This is a genomic window from Aquabacterium sp. OR-4, from assembly GCF_025290835.2.
In the GTDB taxonomy this organism is placed as follows: domain Bacteria; phylum Pseudomonadota; class Gammaproteobacteria; order Burkholderiales; family Burkholderiaceae_C; genus Pseudaquabacterium.
Window position 1 is genome coordinate 1,845,777 of record NZ_JAOCQD020000001.1, and the last position, 19,581, is coordinate 1,865,357.

The 19,581-nt window shown below is 70.1% G+C and carries 17 protein-coding genes; 6 read left to right on the forward strand and 11 right to left on the reverse strand.

What is annotated here, in order from left to right; all coding sequences use genetic code 11:
• Positions 1–19 precede the first annotated feature (19 nt).
• The 4 genes from mnmH (at position 20) to N4G63_RS08060 (ending at position 2,900) form a co-directional block, all read left to right on the forward strand.
• Positions 20–1,075: a tRNA 2-selenouridine(34) synthase MnmH gene (mnmH, locus tag N4G63_RS08045; RefSeq protein WP_314599562.1), complete on the forward strand. Its 1,056-nt coding sequence runs from the start codon at positions 20–22 to the stop codon at positions 1,073–1,075.
• A gap of 133 nt (positions 1,076–1,208) precedes the next feature.
• Positions 1,209–1,997: a DUF2189 domain-containing protein gene (locus N4G63_RS08050; protein WP_314599563.1), complete on the forward strand. Its 789-nt coding sequence runs from the start codon at positions 1,209–1,211 to the stop codon at positions 1,995–1,997.
• Between the two features lie 55 nt (positions 1,998–2,052).
• A complete protein-coding gene (locus N4G63_RS08055; protein WP_260787815.1) occupies positions 2,053–2,271 on the forward strand; it encodes a DUF2788 domain-containing protein in 219 nt (72 codons plus the stop codon).
• Complete coding sequence (locus tag N4G63_RS08060) at positions 2,268–2,900, forward strand: YitT family protein (RefSeq protein WP_260787816.1); 633 nt, start codon at positions 2,268–2,270, stop codon at positions 2,898–2,900. Before N4G63_RS08055 ends, N4G63_RS08060 begins: the two co-directional genes overlap by 4 nt.
• Before the next feature lie 137 nt (positions 2,901–3,037).
• Here the strand turns inward: N4G63_RS08060 and phbB are convergent, their stop codons facing one another.
• From phbB to phaC, 3 genes are all read right to left on the reverse strand, one after another.
• Entirely contained in the window at positions 3,038–3,775 is a 738-nt protein-coding gene (phbB, locus tag N4G63_RS08065) for an acetoacetyl-CoA reductase (RefSeq protein ID WP_260787817.1), read from the reverse strand.
• A 221-nt stretch (positions 3,776–3,996) separates the two neighbouring features.
• Positions 3,997–5,178 (reverse strand): acetyl-CoA C-acetyltransferase, encoded by a 1,182-nt coding sequence (locus N4G63_RS08070; RefSeq protein ID WP_314599564.1) that lies wholly within the window; start codon positions 5,176–5,178, stop codon positions 3,997–3,999.
• Between the two features lie 54 nt (positions 5,179–5,232).
• A complete protein-coding gene (gene phaC / locus N4G63_RS08075; protein ID WP_260787819.1) occupies positions 5,233–6,933 on the reverse strand; it encodes a class I poly(R)-hydroxyalkanoic acid synthase in 1,701 nt (566 codons plus the stop codon).
• 223 nt (positions 6,934–7,156) lie between these two features.
• Between phaC and N4G63_RS08080 the strand changes: the two genes are divergently transcribed.
• A complete protein-coding gene (locus tag N4G63_RS08080; RefSeq protein ID WP_260787820.1) occupies positions 7,157–7,483 on the forward strand; it encodes a hypothetical protein in 327 nt (108 codons plus the stop codon).
• On the opposite strand, the gene pgeF is transcribed toward N4G63_RS08080, so the two are convergent.
• From pgeF to N4G63_RS08095, 3 genes are all read right to left on the reverse strand, one after another.
• Entirely contained in the window at positions 7,412–8,167 is a 756-nt protein-coding gene (gene pgeF, locus N4G63_RS08085; protein ID WP_260788671.1) for a peptidoglycan editing factor PgeF, read from the reverse strand. The genes N4G63_RS08080 and pgeF overlap by 72 nt on opposite strands.
• Positions 8,168–8,295: 128 nt before the next feature.
• Entirely contained in the window at positions 8,296–8,928 is a 633-nt protein-coding gene (gene maiA, locus N4G63_RS08090) for a maleylacetoacetate isomerase (protein WP_260788672.1), read from the reverse strand.
• Positions 8,929–8,960: 32 nt separating this feature from the next.
• Complete coding sequence (locus N4G63_RS08095) at positions 8,961–9,659, reverse strand: fumarylacetoacetate hydrolase family protein (RefSeq protein WP_314599565.1); 699 nt, start codon at positions 9,657–9,659, stop codon at positions 8,961–8,963.
• Positions 9,660–9,727: 68 nt separating this feature from the next.
• On the opposite strand from N4G63_RS08095, the gene N4G63_RS08100 reads away from it, so the two are divergent.
• On the forward strand, positions 9,728–10,273 hold the full coding sequence (locus N4G63_RS08100; RefSeq protein WP_314599566.1) for an NUDIX hydrolase: 546 nt from the start codon (positions 9,728–9,730) through the stop codon (positions 10,271–10,273).
• A 67-nt stretch (positions 10,274–10,340) separates the two neighbouring features.
• On the opposite strand, the gene N4G63_RS08105 is transcribed toward N4G63_RS08100, so the two are convergent.
• The 5 genes from N4G63_RS08105 to aceE form a co-directional block, all read right to left on the reverse strand.
• On the reverse strand, positions 10,341–12,368 hold the full coding sequence (locus tag N4G63_RS08105; protein WP_314599567.1) for an EAL domain-containing protein: 2,028 nt from the start codon (positions 12,366–12,368) through the stop codon (positions 10,341–10,343).
• A 160-nt stretch (positions 12,369–12,528) separates the two neighbouring features.
• Positions 12,529–14,337 carry a dihydrolipoyl dehydrogenase gene (gene lpdA, locus N4G63_RS08110; protein ID WP_260787823.1) on the reverse strand — a complete coding sequence of 603 codons (1,809 nt, stop codon included), beginning with the start codon at positions 14,335–14,337 and terminating at the stop codon, positions 12,529–12,531.
• 7 nt (positions 14,338–14,344) lie between these two features.
• Positions 14,345–14,917 carry an Ntn hydrolase family protein gene (locus tag N4G63_RS08115; protein WP_260787824.1) on the reverse strand — a complete coding sequence of 191 codons (573 nt, stop codon included), beginning with the start codon at positions 14,915–14,917 and terminating at the stop codon, positions 14,345–14,347.
• Positions 14,918–14,929: 12 nt separating this feature from the next.
• The gene (aceF, locus tag N4G63_RS08120) at positions 14,930–16,645 is read right to left on the reverse strand and encodes a dihydrolipoyllysine-residue acetyltransferase (protein WP_314599568.1); all 1,716 of its coding nucleotides are present in this window, start codon (positions 16,643–16,645) and stop codon (positions 14,930–14,932) included.
• Positions 16,646–16,676: 31 nt separating this feature from the next.
• On the reverse strand, positions 16,677–19,385 hold the full coding sequence (gene aceE / locus N4G63_RS08125) for a pyruvate dehydrogenase (acetyl-transferring), homodimeric type (protein WP_260787826.1): 2,709 nt from the start codon (positions 19,383–19,385) through the stop codon (positions 16,677–16,679).
• Between the last annotated feature and the right edge of the window lie 196 nt (positions 19,386–19,581).

Consider the following 19,581-nt stretch of genomic DNA (forward strand, 5'->3'; position numbering starts at 1 on the left):
GCCTGAGAGTCCTTCACCCATGCCCCTGACCCTGCCCGGCACCGCCGAGGCCCTCGCCCAGCTGGCCGACTACGACGCGATCATCGACGCGCGCTCACCGGCCGAGTTTGCCGAAGACCACCTGCCCGGCGCCGTGAACTGGCCGGTGCTCGACGATGCCGAGCGTGTGCGCGTGGGCACGCTGTACGTGCAGCACTCGCCGCTGGCCGCGCGCAAGGTGGGTGCGGCGCTGGTGGCGCGCAACATCGCCAACCACCTCGACCGCTGGATCGACGACAAGCCGCGCGAATGGCGGCCGCTGGTGTACTGCTGGCGCGGCGGGCAGCGCTCGGGTGCGCTGTCCACCATCCTCGACCAGATCGGCTTTCGCACCGCCAAGCTGGCCGGCGGCTACAAGGGCTTTCGCGCGCAGGTGCGCGACGACCTCGGCCAGTGGCCGCGGCAGTTCGACTTTCGCGTGCTGGCCGGCCGCACCGGCAGCGGCAAGACCCGGCTGCTGCATGCGCTGGCCGCACAGGGCGCGCAGACGCTCGACCTGGAAGGCCTGGCCTGCCACCGCGGCTCGATCCTGGGCGGCTGGCCCAGCCGGCCGCAGCCCAGCCAGAAGCGCTTTGACACCCAGCTGTGGCAGGCGCTGGCGGCGCTCGATGCCACGCGCCCGGTGTATGTGGAAAGCGAAAGCCGCAAGATCGGCGCGCTGCAGCTGCCGGTGGCGCTGATCGAGCACATGCATGCCACCGCCCGCGTGCTGCGCGTGGAGATGCCCGACGCCGCACGCCGCGCGCTGCTGCTCGAGGACTACCAGGCCATCACCACCGAGACCGAGCGCCTGTGCAGCCTGCTCGACGGCCTGATCGAGCTGCGCGGCCGCGAGACGGTGCAGCGCTGGCAGGCGCTGGCGCGGGCCGCTGACTGGCCAGGCCTGGTCGACGCGATGATGGGCGAGCACTACGACCCGCTGTACCTGCGTTCGATGGACCGCCACTACGCCGCCTACGGCCAGGCCGACGCGGTGCTGCTGGCCGACGGCACAGGCCCCGCACTGGCCGCCGCAGCCGCCCAGCTGCTGGCCTGACCCCGCCCGCCGGCATGCCGCCCAAGGCCGCCCGGGGTCGCCCGAGGCCACCCGGGGCTGGGGCGGCTTCGGCAGCGGGCTTGCTTATCATCAAGTGTGGTCGCATGGCGCGGCCGCATCATCCGAGGCCCGCATGCCTGACAGTCCCGCCCTCATCGAGTCACGCCGCTTCGGCGTGCGCCAGATCCCGCTGCTGCGCCCGCTGGGCTGGCTGGCGCGTGGCTGGCGCGACCTGATGCGCTGCCCGCTGCCCGGCCTGCTGCACGGCCTGGCGCTGGCGCTGTTCGGCGCCATGCTGATCTGGCTGGCCGGCCAGCAGTTCTGGCTGCTGTCGGGCGCGTTCACCGGCTTCCTGCTGGTGGCACCGGTGCTGGCCACCGGCCTGTACGCGGTGAGCCGCGCGCTCGAGCGCGGCGAACGCGCCGACCTGGGCGTGGCGCTGGGCGCCTGGAAACCCGACCGCCGCTCGGGCGGCCGGCTGATCATCTTCGGCCTGCTGCTGGCCTTTGCCGGCACCGGCTGGGTGATGACCTCGGCCTCGCTGATCACCGGCTTTGCCGGCGCGCCGGTGCGCAACCCGATGGACTTTCTGCGCGTGGTGGTGCTCAGCGAGCACTCGATGCTGTTCGAGGTGTGGCTGGGCCTGGGCGCGTTTCTCGCCGCGCCGGTGTTCGCCAGCAGCGTGGTGGCCATTCCGATGCTGCTCGACCGGCCGGTCAGCGTGCTGGCCGCCGTGCTCACCAGCTGGCGCGTGGTGCAGGCGCATCCGCTGCCGATGGCGCTGTGGGCGGCCCTGCTGATGGGCCTCACCGTGCTGGGCATGGCGAGCGGCCTGCTGGGCCTGGTGGTGGTGGCGCCGTGGCTGGCGCATGCCAGCTGGCATGCCTACCGCGACATGGTCAGCCCCGACAACGGCCTTTGAACCCCAGCGCACCTCGCAACCTGCACTCGGCTCCCTGCACCCGGCACCCCGCACCATGTTTGGATACTCCGAAGAGCAAGTGGCCTGGTTCGGCCTGACGTTCGGCGTCTCGGCCTTCATGCTCTACATGGTGTTCATCATCTTCCAGCTGGCCCGCGAGTCGAAGGCCGGGCGCATGGGCACCTTCGTGCTGTTCCTGGCGCTGGGTTTCGGCCTGCTGGGTTTTGCCGCCAAGGGCCTGATCAAGTACTTCCTGGCCGGCGTCACCGAATGAGCGGGGCCGATCACGCGCCCGGCGGCCCCGGCGAGCCGCCGCGGCACAACCTGTTCGACGACCTGCAGGCCCTGCTGACCGGCACGCTGTTCGTGGCGCTGGGCCTGGTGCTGTTTCGCCAGGCCGGCCTGATGACCGGCGGCACCACCGGCATCGCCCTGCTGCTGCACCACGCCACCGGCTGGCGCTTCGGCCTGCTGCTGTTCGTGATCAACCTGCCCTTCTATGCACTGGCCTGGCGCCGCATGGGGCCGCGTTTTGTCGTCAAGACGGTGGCCGCGGTCACGCTGCTGGCCTGGCTGTCCGAGGCGCTGCCGGGCTGGCTGCAGCTGGCCTGGGTGGCGCCGCCCTTTGCCGCGGTGGGCGGCGGGCTGCTGATCGGTGCCGGCTTCATCATCCTGTTTCGCCACCGCGCCAGCCTGGGTGGCCTGAACGTGCTGGTGCTGTGGCTGCAGGAGCGCTTCGGCTGGCGCGCCGGCTACGTGCAGGCCGCCATCGACGCCGCCATCGTGCTCACCGCCCTGCCCTGGCTGGATGCCACGCGGCTGGGCCTGTCGGTGCTGGCCGCGGTGGCCATGAACTTCGCGCTGGCGGTCAACCACCGCCCCGGGCGCTACGTCGCGTTCTGAAGTGCCCATGAAAAAAGCCGGCTTGCGCCGGCCTTGAGTGGGAACACCGAGCTTTGCGCGCCCAGCCCGCGCGCTTGCAAGCGCGCGGTCGTTCGCCAGGCGAAGAACAGTCCGCAGGGACTGTCCTTCGTCCAGGCTCACCCCATGTGCAAACCGCCGTTGCAGCTGAAGTCGGCACCGGTGGTGAAGCCCGAATCGGGGCCTGCCAGCCAGGCGCAGATCGAGCCGATCTCCTCGGGCATGCCCAGGCGCTTGACCGGGATGGTGGCGACGATCTTCTCCAGCACCTCGGGCTTGATGGCGCGGACCATGTCGGTGCCGATGTAGCCCGGGCTCACGGTGTTCACGGTCACGCCCTTGGCGGCCATTTCCTGCGCCAGGGCCATCGTGAAGCCGTGCATGCCGGCCTTGGCGGCCGAGTAGTTGGTCTGGCCGGCCTGGCCCTTCTCGCCGTTGACCGAGCTGATCTGGATGATGCGGCCCCAGCCCTTCTCGACCATGCCCGGCACCACCTGCTTGGTGACGTTGAACATGCTGTTGAGGTTGGTGTCGATCACGGCCTTCCAGTCGTCGACCGACATCTTCAGGAACATGCGGTCGCGCGTGATGCCGGCGTTGTTGACCAGCACGTCGATCGAGCCATGTTCGGCCACGGCCTTGCTGAAGGCCTCGACGGTGGAGTCCCAGTCGGCCACATTGCCCACCGAGGCGTAGAACGAGTAGCCCAGCGCCTTCTGCTCGTCGAGCCACTTGGCGAAGTCACGGCTGGGGCCGCAGCCCGCGATGACCTTGAAACCGTCCTTGGCCAGGCGCTGGCAGATCGCGGTGCCGATGCCGCCCATGCCGCCCGTTACGTAAGCCACCTTCTGCGTCATATCCGTCTCTCCTAGTGGATGGAACCCACGGGTTCCGTTGTTGTCAGGTTCGCGCGCCGCCGCCTGGCGGTCAACCGGGTTCGCCCTGCCTTGTCGCGCGCAATGTGCCGTTCAGGCCTGCGAGGGGCGCACCGCGCCGGCCGAGCGCCGGGTCGCCCGAAGCCGGTCGGCCGGTCGGCGCGGCGCTGGGCCCCGCGCACCCGCCGGGCCGGCGCCTCAGCTCATCGCTCGATGGTCAGTGCAACGCCCATGCCACCGCCGATGCACAGCGAGGCGATGCCCTTCTTCGCATCACGGCGCACCATCTCGTGCAGCAGCGTCACCAGGATGCGGCAGCCCGACGCACCGATCGGATGCCCGATGGCGATGGCGCCGCCGTTGACGTTGACCTTGCTGGTGTCCCAGCCCATTTCCTGGTGCACGGCGCAGGCCTGGGCCGCGAAGGCCTCGTTGATCTCGAGCAGGTCCAGGTCGGTGGCCTTCCAGCCGGCACGCTCGAGCGCCTTGCGGGCGGCAGGCACCGGGCCCATGCCCATGATCTTGGGGTCGAGGCCGGCGCTGGCATAGCTGGCAATGCGGCCCAGCGGCTTGAGGCCCAGGGCCGCGGCCTTGGCGGCGGTCATCACCATCACGGCGGCGGCGCCGTCGTTGATGCCCGAGGCATTGCCCGCGGTCACCGAGCCGGCCTTGTCGAAGGCCGGGCGCAGGCCGGCCAGGGCTTCGGCACTGGTCTTCTTGTTGATGAACTCGTCTTGCGCAAAGACGATCGGGTCGCCCTTCTTCTGCGCAATGCTCACCGGCACGATCTCGTCGACGAAGCGACCGGCCTCCTGCGCTGCGGCGGCCTTCTGCTGGCTGGCGAGAGCCAGCGCATCCTGGGCTTCGCGGCTGATGCCGTACTGCTTGGCCACGTTCTCGGCCGTGATGCCCATGTGGAACTGGTTGTACACGTCCCATAGGCCGTCGACGATCATGCTGTCCACCAGCTTCCAGTCGCCCATGCGCTGGCCGTCGCGGCTGGCCGGCAGCACGTGCGGGGCCAGGCTCATGTTCTCCTGGCCGCCGGCGATCACGATCTCGCTGTCGCCGTCACGGATGGCCTGGGCGGCCAGCATCACGGCCTTGAGGCCCGAGCCGCAGACCTTGTTGATGGTCATCGCCGGCACGCCGTTGGGCAGCCCGGCCTTGATGACCGACTGGCGCGCCGGGTTCTGGCCTGAGCCGGCGGCCAGCACCTGGCCGAGGATGACCTCGCCGATCTGCTCACCCGTCAGGCCGCTGCGCTGCAGCAGGGCCTGGATGACGGTGGCGCCCAGCTCGGGCGCGGCGGTCTTGGCGAGCGTGCCGCCGAACTTGCCCACCGCGGTGCGTGCGGCGGCGACGATGACGATGTCCTGGCTCATCTTTGCAGTCTCCTGGGAAAAAAATCGTTCGGGGGCAGCGCGCGGCGCCGGCTCTCAGGCCTTCTGGCGCACGTAGCGGCCGGGTGCCGGCTCGATGGCCGGATGTTGCCGGTTGCCATAGCCCTTGGGCGCCGCGACCTGGCGGCCACCATGGCCCGACAGCCAGCCCGACCACACCGGCCACCAGCTGCCCGGCTGCTCGGTGGCGGTATCGAACCAGGCGTCGGCGTCGGCCGGGCGCTTGGCATTGGTCCAGTGGCTGCGCTTGTTCTTGCTGGCGGGGTTGATCACGCCGGCGATGTGGCCCGAGGCGCCCAGCACAAAGGTCTGGTCCTTGGCGCCCTTGAGCACGCCGGTGGACGCGTAGGCCGCCTTCCAGGGCACGATGTGATCCTCACGCGAGGCGTAGATGAAGACCGGGTTCTTGATCTTGGTCACATCCAGCGACACGCCGCACACCTTGAGCTTACCGGGCTGCTTGAGCTCGTTTTGCAGGTAGGTGTGGCGCAGGTACCAGCAGTACATCGGGCCCGGCAGGTTGGTGGAGTCGCCGTTCCAGTACAGCAGGTCGAACGGCGGCGGCGCCTCGCCCTTGAGGTAGTTGCCGACCACGTAGTTCCACACCAGGTCGTTGGGACGCAGAAAGCTGAAGGTGGTGGCCAGGTCCTTGCCCTTGAGCATGCCCGGGCCGGTGGGCGCGTCGGCGCCGATGGTCATCTCGCGCAGCTGCACCGCGGCTTCGTCAATAAACACGTCGAGCACGCCGGTATCCTCGAAGTCGAGCAGCGTGGTCAGCAGGGTCATCGACTTGGCGGGGTTCTCGCCACGCGCGGCCAGCACCGCCAGCGCGGTGGTCAGCAGGGTGCCGCCCACGCAGAAGCCGAGCGTGTTGATCTCGTCGCTGCCGGCAATCGCCTTGACCACCTCGATGGCCTCGATCGGGCCGTGTTCGATGTAGTCGTCCCAGGTCCTGCCCACCAGGCTGGCGTCGGGGTTGCGCCAGCTGATCACGAACACCCGGTGGCCCTGCTCGACCGTGTAGCGGATGACCGAGTTCTCGGGCTGCAGGTCGAGGATGTAGAACTTGTTGATGCACGGCGGCACGAACAGCATCGGCCGCTCGTACACCTTGGCGGTGAGCGGCTTGTACTCGATCAGCTGGAACAGCTCGTTCTCGTAGACCACCGCGCCTTCGCTCACCGCCACGTTGCGGCCGACTTCGAAGGCGCTCTCGTCGGTTTGCGAGACATGGCCCTGCTGCACGTCCTTCACCAGCTGCTGCAGGCCCTGGGCCAGGCTCTCGCCGCGGGTCTCGAGCGCCTTGGCCAGGGCATCGGCGTTCAGCGCCAGGCAGTTGGCCGGGCTGGCCGCGTCGATCCACTGCTGCACCGCGAAGCGCACCCGCGCCTTGGTCTTGGCATCGCCCTGCACGGCCTCGGCCATCTGCATCAGCGTGCGGGCGTTGAGCAGGTAGCTTTGCGCGGCCATGGCGGCCACCGGGTTGTCGATCCAGGCCTGGCCGGCAAAGCGCTTGTCGCCCACCGGAGCCGCCGCCTTGCCGTCCTTCTGGAAGCGGGTCAGCGAGTCGTTCCACATCTGCGCGGCCTGCGACACGTAGTCGGCCTGCAGGCGGCTCATGGCGTCCATCGGCAACGACAGCCCGGACATCGACTTCCACATGTCGCTCACCGCGGTGCCGAAAGCCTGGGCGGCCTGGCCCACCTCGGCAACGTTGGGCAGGGTCTTCGGGTCCATGCGCGTCGTCTCCATGCGTTTGTCTCGGAACGGCGCTTTCGCTGCCGTGTGCCCGCGGGCTTGGGCGGATCCCAGTGTGCGTCCAGGGCCGTCAAGGACCGGCTGGGGCATCTCGCCATTCCTCGCTTGCACCTGCTGTGCCACAGTGCGATTTGTACGGCGGCTAGCTTACCGCATCATGACTCAATTTTTCGATAAGTGACATTACTTATCGCAGTATGAAATGCACATCGTTGCCATTGCGTGGATGTTTGTCGTCGTGCTGATGACCGCGGCCGAGGCCACCTCGACCCAGGGCTCCCTGCTGGGCGCGTTCATCACCTTCGTGCTGTACGGCCTGCTGCCGCTGGGCCTGGTGCTCTACATCCTGGGCACGCCCGCACGCAAGGCGGCGCGGCGCCAGGCCGAAGCGGCCGAGACGGAAGCGGCCATGGCAGAGCAAGCCGCCGGTGCACCGGCCCGGCCGGCAACGGCGCATTCAGGCCCGCCGCGCGATGCAGGCGGCCATGCGCCCGGTGATGGGCGAGCGCCTGAACGAGAAAAAGCGTGACGGCTCGCTGACCGTGCACCAGCGCCCGCCATAAACGGCGCGCAGGCCCAGCGCGGCCAGGCGGTCGCGTGCCAGGCCGGGCAGATCGGCCAGCCAGCGCGGGCTGCCGTCGGGCCGCGGGCGTGGCACGAAGCGCAGCCGGGCCTCGCCGCGCAGTTGCTGCGGATCGGCGCCGAAGGCCTGCAGCACATCGGCCCCCACCTCGAAGGCCAGCGGCCCGATGCTGGGCCCCAACCAGGCCTGCAGGTCAGCGGGCGCCACGCCGGCGGCGGCGCCCATTGCCTCCACCGTGCGCTCCAGCACCCCGGCGGCCAGGCCACGCCAGCCGGCATGGGCCGCACCGACCACGCGGCCGCAGCGGCTGGCCAGCAAGACCGGCAGGCAATCGGCCACCTGGGCGGTGCAGGCGATGTCGGCCTCGGTGGTGATGGCCGCGTCGGCCGCGGGCCAGGCTGCAGCATCGGCCGCTGGCGCTACCGCCAGATCGGCCGCGGTGAGCCGCCGCACGGCCGTGCCATGCACCTGGCGCAGAAACACCGGCGTGGCCCCCAGCGCGGCGGCCAGCCGGCGCTGGTTCTCACGCACGGCGTCGGGCGCATCCACGTCGGTGCCGGGCCATTGCCAGGGGCGCAGGTTCAGGCTGTCGAAGGGCGGCTGGCTGACACCGCCGGCCCGGGTGCTCATGGCCGCCACCACGCCGGGTGGCTCGGGCCAGTCGGGCAGCAGCAGTTGCGCGGCCAGGCCGGCATCGCCGCCACCATGGCCAGCGGCCACGGCGGCAGCGGCGGCCGGCCCGGGTGCAGGCAGGCGGCTCACGCCGCGTCGGGGCAGGCCGAGGGCTGGGTCTTGGCGAAGGCGTCAAGCGCCATGCAGGCCTCGAACACGCGCATCACCTGCGGCACATGGCTGGTCCGGCACTCGAAGCGCTGGGCGTTGAAGATCTGCGGCACCAGGCAGCAATCGGCCAGCGTGGGCGTGTCGCCATGGCAGTAGCGGCCCGGCAGCGTGGCCAGCTGGCGCTCCACCGCCTCGAGGCCGCTTTCCACCCAGTGGCGGTACCAGCGGTTCTTGTCGTCCTCGGACAGCTTGAGGTCGTGCGTGAGGTAGCGCAGGACACGCAAGTTGTTCAGCGGATGGATCTCGCAGGCGATGTCCTGTGCGATGGCGCGCACACGGGCGCGGCCCAGCGCATCGGCCGGCAGCAGCGGCGGTTGCGGATGGGTCTCGTCGAGGTATTCGATGATGGCCATCGACTGGCTCAGCCGCGCGTCGCCGTCCTCGAGCAGCGGCACCAGGCGCGAGACCGACACCGCGACAAAGCGCGCCGCGCTCTGCTCGCCCTTGACCAGGTGCACCGGCAGGTAGTCGTAATCGAGGCCCTTGAGCGCCAGCGCGATGCGCACGCGGTACGAGGCCGAGGAGCGGAAGTAGCTGTGCAGCTGCATCGACATGGGTGTTCTCCGGAAGGCCGCAGTGTTCAGCGCACGGCCACGCGCAGCGTGCCCAGGCCGGCGATGGCGCCTTCCATCAGGTCACCGGCCACCACCGCACCCACGCCGGCGGGGGTGCCGGTGAAGATCAGGTCGCCGGGCTGCAGGGTCCAGGCCTGGCTCAGCGTCTCGATGGTCTCGGCCACGTTCCAGATCAGCTCCGACAGGTCGCCCTTCTGGCGCGGCGTGCCGTTCACCGCCAGCGTGATGGCGCCGCTGGCCAGCGCGCCGGTCTGGGCGATGGGCACGATCGGGCCGATTGGCGCCGAGGCATCGAAGGCCTTGCCGATGCACCAGGGGCGGCCCTGCTTCTTCATGTCGTTCTGCAGGTCGCGGCGGGTCATGTCCAGACCGACCGCGTAGCCGTAGATGTGCTTCAGGGCATCGGCCGCGGCGATCTGGTGGCCGCCGGTGCCGATGGCCACCACCAGCTCGATCTCGTGGTGCAGGTTCTGGGTCAGCGGCGGATAGGCGATGGTGCCGGTCTCGCCCTCGGCCACCGGCACCACCGCGTCGGCCGGCTTCATGAAGAAGAACGGCGGCTCGCGGCCCGAGAAGCCCATCTCCTGGGCATGCTCGGCATAGTTGCGGCCCACGCAGTAGATGCGGTGCACGGGAAACAGCCCGCCGCCGGCCACCGGCACGGTGGGCTGGGCGGGCGGCGTGAAGACGGCTTGGGCGCTCATGTCGGCGTCGGGGTGGGTGGCAACGATCATCGATGATGCCACGCACCCCCGCTAAACTCGGCCGCACCATGCTCGAGACGCGTCGCATCAAGCACTGCCGCCAGTGCGGCACCCCGGTGGCCTACCGCGTGCCCGACGACGACAACCGCGAACGCGCGGTGTGCGGCGGCTGCGGCACCATCCACTACGAGAACCCGCTCAACGTGGTGGGCACGGTGCCGGTATGGGGCGAGCAGGTGCTGCTGTGCAAGCGCGCCATCGAGCCGCGCTACGGGTTCTGGACCCTGCCGGCCGGCTTCATGGAGCTTGGCGAGACCGTGGCCGAAGGCGCCACCCGCGAAACCACTGAAGAAGCCGGCGCCCGCATCGAGCTGCAGGGCCTGCTGAGCATGCTGAGCGTGGTGCGCGTGGGCCAGGTGCACCTGTTCTACCGCGCGCGCATGCTCGACGCCGCGCTCGACCCCGGCCCCGAGACCCTGGAGGCGCGCCTGTTCCACGAGCACGAGGTACCCTGGGACGAGATCGCCTTCCGCACGGTGCGCGACACGCTGCAGCACTTTTTCGCCTGCCGGCGCGCCGGCGGCGACTATCCGCTGCACATCGGCAGCATCTAAGGGCAAGTGGCCACACTGGGGCGCCCGGCCCTGCGGGCACGCAGGGCCACCCGCCACTCGGCCTGGCTCAGGCCAGGGTCGCGGCGGGCAGCGGGGTCACCGCCGGCCCGGTGGCGGCGTCGAAACCCAGCGACCACAGCACGTCCAGGTCTTCGGCCGCACGCACGCCCTCGGCGGTGACGCTCAGGCCCACGCCCTGCACCAGTTGCACCAGGCCATGCAGGTAGCGCCGTGCATCGGCGGCCTCGGCGCCGGCAATGCCGTTGACATAGCGGGCGTCGATGCGCACGCAGTCCAGGCCCAGATCGGGCAGGCCCTGCCCGGCCGACAAGGCGGCACCGGCATGCTCCAGGCCCAGCATCACGCCCAGCGGGCGCCAGCGGCGCGACAGCTCGCGCAGGCGCTGCGGTGCGTCCAGCGCCAGTGATTCGGGCAAGTCCACCCACAGCCGGCAGGCGGCCTCGGGGGCGGCCGCCAGACGCCGCGTGGCGGCCTCGACAAACACGCCCGAGGCCAGCGAGGCGGCCGCCATGTTGATGCAGCGGGCCTGGCCATCGCGGGCAATCGCGGCCAGGGCCAGCATCAGCGCGCGTTCGTCGATGGCGGTGCTGAGCTGGCTGCGCACCGCCTGGGCCAGCCAGCGCGCGGCCGGCTCGTAGGCGCCGCCGGCCACCAGCTGCACCCGCAGCGGGCTGTCGAGCATCAGCGTGCGGCCGTCGGGTGTGCACACCGCAAACTCGCCCAGGCGCACCCGCCCCTGCGACAGCGCGCGCATCAGGCGGCGGTGCCAGCCGGTGGATTCGTCGTCGGCGGCCAGCAGCTCGCTGGCGGCGCCCGAGCCCAGCTCGGCCGCGGCCTCGGCGTCCACCACTGGCGGGCAGGCGGCTTCGGCCTCGGCGCGGCGCAGTGCGGCCTCGGCCTGGGCCAGGCCCGCCTCGGCGGTGTGGCTGGCCAGCACCTCCACCGCGGTGGCCACCACGCGCGCGGCGGGGTCCACCACCACCAGGCCGGCCGACACCGCGCGGCGCAGGGCCTGCAGGGTGTCGCCGGCCACGCCGCCGGTGGGCAGCAGCAGCGCGAAGTCGCCACCGTCCAGGCGGCCGATCAGGCAGTGGGCCACGCGCTGCGGGTAGTTCTGCAGCACCTGGGCCACGGCCTGCAGCACGCGGTCGGCCGAGCGCCGGCCCAGGCGCTGGTTCATGCCGGCCAGATCGGCCAGGCGCAGCAGCACCAGGGTCACCCGCGGCGGCGCGTTTTCGCCGTGCAGCAGGGCGTCGAGCGCGGCGGTGAAGTGGCGGCGGTTGGCCAGGCCGGTCAGCAGATCGTGATGGGCCTGCAGGCGCAACGCCTCGAGCTGGGTGGCCTGCAGCGCAAACAGCGCGCCCAGGCGTTCGTGCAGGCGATCCAGGCCATCGGCCAGCGGTGCCAGCTCGGGCAGCGCCGGGTGCCGCACCGGCCGGTAGCCGGCATCGCCCAGGCGCTCGGTCTGGGCCAGGGTGTCGGCCACCGCGCTGCGCAGGCGCGCACGCTGGCGGGCAAACAGCGTGGCCACCGCCAGCATGGCCGCGGGTACGGCCAGCAGCAGCACCTGCAGGGTTTGCCACAGCAGGCCCAGCAGGTGCGAGGGATCGGTCCAGGCCTGGACCAGCAGAACCCGGCCGTCGACCTGCAGGCCGCGCGGGGCCGGTTCGGCCGGCAGGCGCAGCGCGGCCATGAACCAGGCGGGCAGCGCCTGGGCGCCGGCATCGTGCCGGCCGCGGCCAAGCAAGCGGCCCGCGCCGTCGCGCACCTCGGCCTGCGCCCAGCCGGCGGCCAGGGCCCAGGCAGGCATCTGTTCCAGCCGGTGCGGCAGCGTGCCCGGCGCACGCGCCAATGCCTCGGCGAGTGCCGCGGTGGCCGCAGCGTGCTGGCGGGTGACCTCGCGCTGCACCAGCCCACCCAGTGCGGCGGCCAGCAGCAGGGCGGCCAGCAGCGGCACCGCCAGCGCCATCAGCAGCCGGCGATGGCGCTGGGCCCAGGCCGGCATGCGGCCGCCAGACCGGGCTTCGGACCAGGCGGGCAGCAGCGGCAGTGGAGGTGAATCGGCAGACAGCATCCGAGGGCGGGCGACAGTGGGGCCATGCTCCGCCCGCCCGGGCAAGGGTGCCGGGGCCGGACAGGCTCTGTCAGGTTTTCGTCCCGCCCGGCGCCAACTTGAACGCTGGGACTTTGCCGCCGCTCGGCGCGGCGCCCGGCAGAGCGCCGGCTGCCGCGGCTCAGCGCCGCTGCGGCGGCAGGTCGGTGCAGCTGCCGTGGGCCACCTCGGCGGCCATGCCGATGCTTTCGCCCAGCGTGGGGTGCGGGTGGATGGTCTTGCCGATGTCCACCGCGTCGGCGCCCATCTCGATGGCCAGCGCGATCTCGCCGACCATGTCGCCGGCATGCGTGCCGACGATGCCGCCGCCCAGGATGCGGCCGTGGCCATGGGCCTCGGGCGAGTCGTCGAACAGCAGCTTGGTGAAGCCTTCGTCGCGGCCGTTGGCAATGGCGCGGCCCGAGGCCGTCCACGGGAACAGGCCCTTCTTGACCTTGATGCCCTTGGCCTTGGCTTCATCCTCGGTCAGGCCCACCCAGGCCACCTCGGGGTCGGTGTAGGCCACGCTGGGAATCACGCGGGCGTCGAACTGGGCCTTGCTGTTACCAGCGGCCACTTCGGCGGCCACATGCGCCTCGTGCACCGCCTTGTGCGCCAGCATCGGCTGGCCGACGATGTCGCCAATGGCGTAGATGTGCGGCACGTTGGTGCGCATCTGCGCATCCACCGGGATGAAGCCGCGCTCGCCCACCACCACGCCGGCCTTCTCGGCGCCCAGCTTCCTGCCGTTGGGCGTGCGGCCCACGGCCTGCAGCACCAGGTCGTAGGTGGCCTCGCTCTTGCTGCCGTCCAGGCCCTCGAACTGCACCGTGATGCCCTCGGGCCCGGCGCTGGCGCCCACGGTCTTGGTCTTCAGCATGATCTTGTCGAAGCGGTCGGCGTTCATCTTCTGCCACACCTTGACCAGATCACGGTCGGCGCCCTGCATCAGGCCGTCGAGCATTTCCACCACATCCAGCCTGGCGCCCAGCGTGGAGTACACCGTGCCCATCTCCAGGCCGATGATGCCGCCGCCGATGACCAGCATGCGCTGGGGCTGCTGGCGCAGCTGCAGCGCGCCGGTGCTGGTGACGATGCGCGGATCGTCGGGCAGGAAGGGCAGCTTCACGGCCTCGGAGCCGGCGGCGATGATGGCGCTCTTGAAGCGGATGGTCTGGGTCTTGGCCTCGGCGCCCTCGCCCACCTGCACACTCAGGTGGTGCGGATCGGCGAAGGTGCCGTTGCCCTGCACCACCGTCACCTTGCGCATCTTGGCCATGGCCGCCAGGCCGCCGGTGAGCTTGCCCACCACCTTGTTCTTGTGCGCCAGCAGCTTGCCGAGATCCACCTTGGGATCGGCGAATTCGACGCCCAGGTCGGCGAAGTGCCTGACCTCGTCCATCACCGCGGCCACGTGCAGCAGCGCCTTGCTGGGGATGCAGCCCACGTTCAGGCACACGCCGCCCAGCGTGGGAAAACGCTCGACCAGCACGGTCTTGAGGCCCAGGTCGGCCGCGCGGAAGGCGGCCGAGTAGCCGCCGGGGCCGGCGCCCAGCACCAGCAGATCGCACTCCAGATCGGCACTGCCGGTGTAGCTGGCGGCCTGCGGCGCGGGCGTGGCGGCCGGCGCCGGCGCAGCGGCCACCGGTGCCGGGGCGGGTGCAGGTACAGCAGCAGGTGCAGCAGCCGGGGCCGGCGCCGCAGCGGCGCCTTCGGCCACCTCAAGGCTCAGCAGCACCGAGCCCTGGTTCACCGTGTCGCCCATCTTGATCTTGAGCGCCTGCACCACGCCGGCGTGGCTGCAGGGGATCTCCATCGAGGCCTTGTCGCTTTCCACGGTGACGAGGCTTTGCTCGGCGCGCACGGTGTCGCCCGGCTTGACCAGGATCTCGATCACCGCCACGTCCTTGAAGTCGCCGATGTCCGGCACGGTCACGTCAATGAGGGCCATGGTGTTGTCAGCCTTTCAGTTTCAGCGTGTGGGTCCGCACCGGACCCGCCGAGTTCTTGTCGAATTCACAGCCGGCGCGCACGCCGGTCTCCACCAGTTCACGCGCCGAGCGCACCCGTTCGAAGCTGGCCTGCATGGCCCCCAGCGCAAACGCCCGGCCCGAGCCGATGGCCCAGAAGCGGTCGAACTCGAACACCTCGCGGTACGAGTAGACGCCGAAGATGCCGCGCGCATTGGCGATCAGGATCGTGAACTGGCTGCTCTCGTAGGGGTCGGCATCGTCTTCCTTGGTGTTCAGGAAGAAGTGCTCCTTCAGCTTGGGGTGCAGCTTCAGGAAGGTGTCGAACACCTCGTCGCGCGAGTGCAGCTTGAGCTCGTCGGCCGGCAGCGTGCCCAGCGCCCGCCGCAGCACGGGAAAGTGCGCGGTGGTGCCGGCCATGCCGATCCACGAGTCGCCGATGCGAAACAGCTTGTCGTTGGCCTCGTAGCCATGGGCCAGGCGCGTGTCGCCAAAGGTGACCAGCGCGTCGGCCGCGATGGCCACCTGGCCGCCCTTGCGGGCCACACAGATGGTGGTCATCTCGCGCCGGCCTTACAGCGCGATGCGGCGGAAGTCGGCCAGCAGCGAGGCGAAGTAGACGTTGAAGCGCGCTGCCGCGGCACCGTCGATCACGCGGTGGTCCCAGCTCAGGCTCAGCGGCAGCATCAGGCGCGGCGCGAACTGCTTGCCGTCCCACTTGGGCTCGATGGCGCTCTTGCACACGCCCATGATGGCCACCTCGGGCGCATTGATGATGGGCGTGAAGTAGCGCCCGCCAATGCCGCCCAGGCTGCTGATGCTGAAGCAGCCGCCGCTCATGTCGGCCGGGCCCAGCTTGCCGTCGCGCGCCTTCTTGGCCAGCTCGCCCATCTCGGTGCTGATCTGGAAGATGCCCTTCTTGTCGGCATCCTTGATCACCGGCACCACCAGGCCGTTGGGTGTGTCGGCGGCAAAGCCGATGTGGAAGTAGTTCTTCAGCACCAGGCTGCCGTCGCCGTCCAGGCTGGCATTGAACTCGGGGAACTTCTTCAGCGCGGCCACGGCGGCCTTGATCATGAAGGCCAGCATCGTGACCTTGACGCCGCTCTTCTCGTTCTCCTTGTTCAATTGAACGCGGAAGGCTTCGAGATCGGTGATGTCGGCATCGTCGTGGTTGGTGACATGCGGAATCACCACCCAGTTGCGGTGCAGGTTGGCGCCGCTGATCTTCTTGATGCGCGACAGGTCCTTGCGCTCGACCGGGCCGAACTTGGCAAAGTCGACCTTGGGCCAGGGCAGCAGGCCCGGGAACGCGCCCTCGCCGCCGGCCGCAGCGGCGGGCGCCGGGGCCTTGGCCTTTTGCGCCGCGGTCATCACCGCGCCGGCCATCACGTTCTTGACGAAGCCCTGCACGTCGCCCTGCGTGATGCGGCCCTTGGGTCCGCTGCCGGCCACCTCGGCCAGCGGCACACCCAGCTCACGTGCCAGCCGGCGGATCGTCGGCGAGGCATGCGGCAGCTGGCCGGTGGGGGCGCCGCCAGGCTGGTGCGCCGGCACAGCCGCCACCGCCGCAGCCGGGGCTGCCACGCTGGCCGGGGGTGCGGCGGCCGGGCTGGCCGCCGGAGCGGCCGCGGCCGCAGCCACCGGCGCCGCCGCGGCGGGGGTGGCGGGGGCGGCGGGGGCGGCGGCAACGCCGGCCACTTCCACCAGGGCCACCAGCGAGCCCTTGCGAACCTTGTCGCCCAGCGTCACGCGCAGCGCCTTCAGCACGCCGGCGTGGCTGCTGGGGATCTCCATCGAGGCCTTGTCGGACTCGACCGTGATCAGGCTCTGCTCGAGCTTGATGGTGTCGCCCGGCTTGACCATCACCTCGATCACCGCCACTTCGTCGAAGTCGCCGATGTCGGGCACCAGCACCTCGACCACGCCGCCCGATGCGGCGGGGGCGGCCGCGGCCGGCGCCGGCGCCGCAGCGGCGGCCACCGCCGCCACCGGGGCTGCCACGGCCGGGGCCGGGGCCGGTGCGGGTGCGGGCGCCGCAGCGGCGCCGCCGGCCGCCTCCAGCATCAGCAGCAACGTGCCCTGGTTCACGGTGTCGCCGATGGCCACCCTGAGCTCCTTCACCACGCCGGCATGGCTGGACGGAATCTCCATCGAGGCCTTGTCGCTCTCCACGGTGATCAGGCTCTGGTCCACCGCCACGGTGTCACCGGGCTTGACCAGCAGTTCGATCACCGCCACGTCCTTGAAGTCGCCGATGTCCGGGACCTTGACTTCCACGATTGCCATAGTGCTTGTCTCCGAGGTCTGGTGGCTGTGATCAGGCGTACAGCGGGTTGATCTTGTCGGCCTTGATGCCGTACTTCTGGATCGCCTCGGCCACCTTGGCCAGCGGCAGCACGCCGTCGTCGGCCAGGGCCTTCAGCGCGGCCACCACGATGTAGTGGCGGTTGACCTCGAAGTGCTCGCGCAGCTTGCTGCGGAAGTCGCTGCGGCCGAAGCCGTCGGTGCCCAGCACCTTGAAGCCCGTGCCCTTGGGCAGGTAGGCGCGCACCTGCTCGGCATAGCTGCGCATGTAGTCGGTGCTGGCCACCACCGGGCCGGCGTGGCCGGCCAGTTGGCGGGCGATGAAGGGCAGGCGCGGCGCGTCGGTGGGGTGCAGCAGGTTGTGGCGCTCGGCATCGGCACCGTCGCGGGCCAGCTCGTTGAAGCTGGGGCAGCTCCACACCTTGGCGGCCACGCCCCAGTCGGTGGCCAGCAGCTGCTTGGCGGCCATGCTCTCGCGCAGGATGGTGCCCGAGCCCAGCAGGTTCACCGCCGGCTGGCCGGCCACGGTGGGCGCGTCCTGCAGCAGGTACATGCCCTTGATGATCTGCTCCTCGGTGCCGGCCACCAGGCCGGGCATCGGGTAGTTCTCGTTGAGCAGCGTGAGGTAGTAGAAGACGTTCTCCTGCTTCTCCACCATGCGCTTGAGGCCGTGCTGCATGATCACCGCCACCTCGTGCGCGAAGGTCGGGTCGTAGCTCACGCAGTTGGGAATGGTGCCGGCCAGGATGTGGCTGTGGCCATCTTCATGCTGCAGGCCTTCGCCGTTGAGCGTGGTGCGGCCGCTGGTGCCGCCCAGCAGGAAGCCGCGCGCCTGCATGTCGCCCGCCGCCCAGGCCAGGTCGCCGATGCGCTGGAAGCCGAACATCGAGTAGTACACGTAGAACGGCACCATGATGCGGTTGCTGGTGCTGTAGCTGGTGGCTGCGGCAATCCAGCTGGCCATGCCGCCGGCTTCGTTGATGCCTTCCTGCAGGATCTGGCCGGCCTTGTCCTCGCGGTAGTACATCACCTGGTCCTTGTCGACCGGGGTGTACTGCTGACCTGCGGGGTTGTAGATGCCGACCTGGCGGAACAGGCCTTCCATGCCGAAGGTGCGCGCCTCGTCCACCAGGATGGGCACCACGCGCGGGCCCAGCGCCTGGTCACGCAGCAGCTGGGTGAGAAAGCGCACGTAGGCCTGGGTGGTGCTGATCTCGCGGCCTTCGGCGGTGGGCTCGAGCACGGCCTTGAAGGTTTCGAGCGAGGGCACGGTGAAGTGCTCTTCGGCCTTGGTGCGGCGGTGCGGCAGGTAACCGCCGAGCGCCTGGCGGCGCTCGTGCAGGTAGCGCATCTCGGGCGTGTCGTCGGCCGGCTTGTAGAACGGCAGCTTGGGCAGCTCGCTGTCGGGAATGGGGATGTTGAAGCGGTCGCGGAAGGCGCGGATGTCGTCGTCGGTGAGCTTCTTGGTCTGGTGCACGGTGTTCTTGCCCTCGCCCACCTTGCCCATGCCGAAGCCCTTGACGGTCTTGATCAGCAGCACCGTGGGCTGGCCCTGGTGCTTGACCGCGGCCGCATAGGCGGCGTACACCTTCTGCGGATCATGGCCGCCGCGGCGCAGCGCCCAGATGTCGGCGTCGCTCATCTTGGCCACCATCTCCAGCGTCTTGGGGTCGCGGCCGAAGAAGTGCTTGCGCACGAAGGCGCCATCATTGGCCTTGAAGGCCTGGTAGTCGCCGTCCAGCGTCTCCATCATCACCTTGCGCAGCGCACCGTCCTTGTCGCGCGCCAGCAGCGGGTCCCAGTCGCTGCCCCAGATCAGCTTCAGCACGTTCCAGCCCGCGCCGCGGAACTCGCTCTCCAGCTCCTGGATGATCTTGCCGTTGCCGCGCACCGGGCCGTCCAGGCGCTGCAGGTTGCAGTTGATGACGAACACCAGGTTGTCGAGCTTCTCGCGCGCCGCCAGGCCGATGGCACCCAGGCTCTCCACCTCGTCCATCTCGCCGTCGCCGCAGAACACCCAGACCTTGCGGTTGGCGGTGTCGGCAATGCCGCGCGCATGCAGGTACTTGAGAAAGCGCGCCTGGTAGATGGCCATCAGCGGGCCCAGGCCCATGCTCACCGTGGGGAACTGCCAGAACTCGGGCATCAGCTTGGGATGCGGGTAGCTCGACAGGCCCTTGCCGTCCACCTCTTGCCGGAAGTGCAGCAGCTGCTCCTCGGTCAGCCGGCCTTCCAGGTAGGCGCGGGCATACACGCCGGGCGCCACATGGCCCTGGATGTAGATGCAGTCGCCGCCGTGGTCCTTGCTCTCGGCATGCCAGAAGTGGTTGAAGCCGGCACCGAACATGTGCGCCAGCGACGCAAACGAGCCGATGTGGCCGCCCAGGTCGCCGCCATCGGGCGGGTTGTGGCGATTGGCCTTGACCACCATGGCCATGGCGTTCCAGCGCATGTAGGCGCGCAGGCGCTCCTCGATTTCGATGTTGCCGGGGCAACGCTCTTCCTGATCGGGCTCGATGGTGTTGACGTAGCCGGTGTTGGCCGAGAACGGCATGTCGGCGCCGTGCTGGCGCGCTTCTTCAAGCAGCTGCTCCAGCAGGTAGTGGGCGCGGTCAGGGCCTTCGGCATTGATCACCGCGGTCAGCGCGTCCAGCCACTCGCGGGTTTCCTGAGCGTCGGTGTCGAGGGCGGCGGCAGAGTTCTTGTCGGGCTGGGCGGACATCGCTTGTCTCCTATTTGCGTGTGGTTCGGCGCGAACGGCGCGCAGTGTGGCACAACTTCGGTTGATTTCCAAATGGCGTGAATGCGTTTCGTATTATGCAATTCACCTGGAGAGCGGCACGGCCTGCCAGGCCCGTGCGCCGGCGCTGGCGGCCCCGGCACGCCCGGTGCCGCGGGCGGGCGCCGGGATAATCACC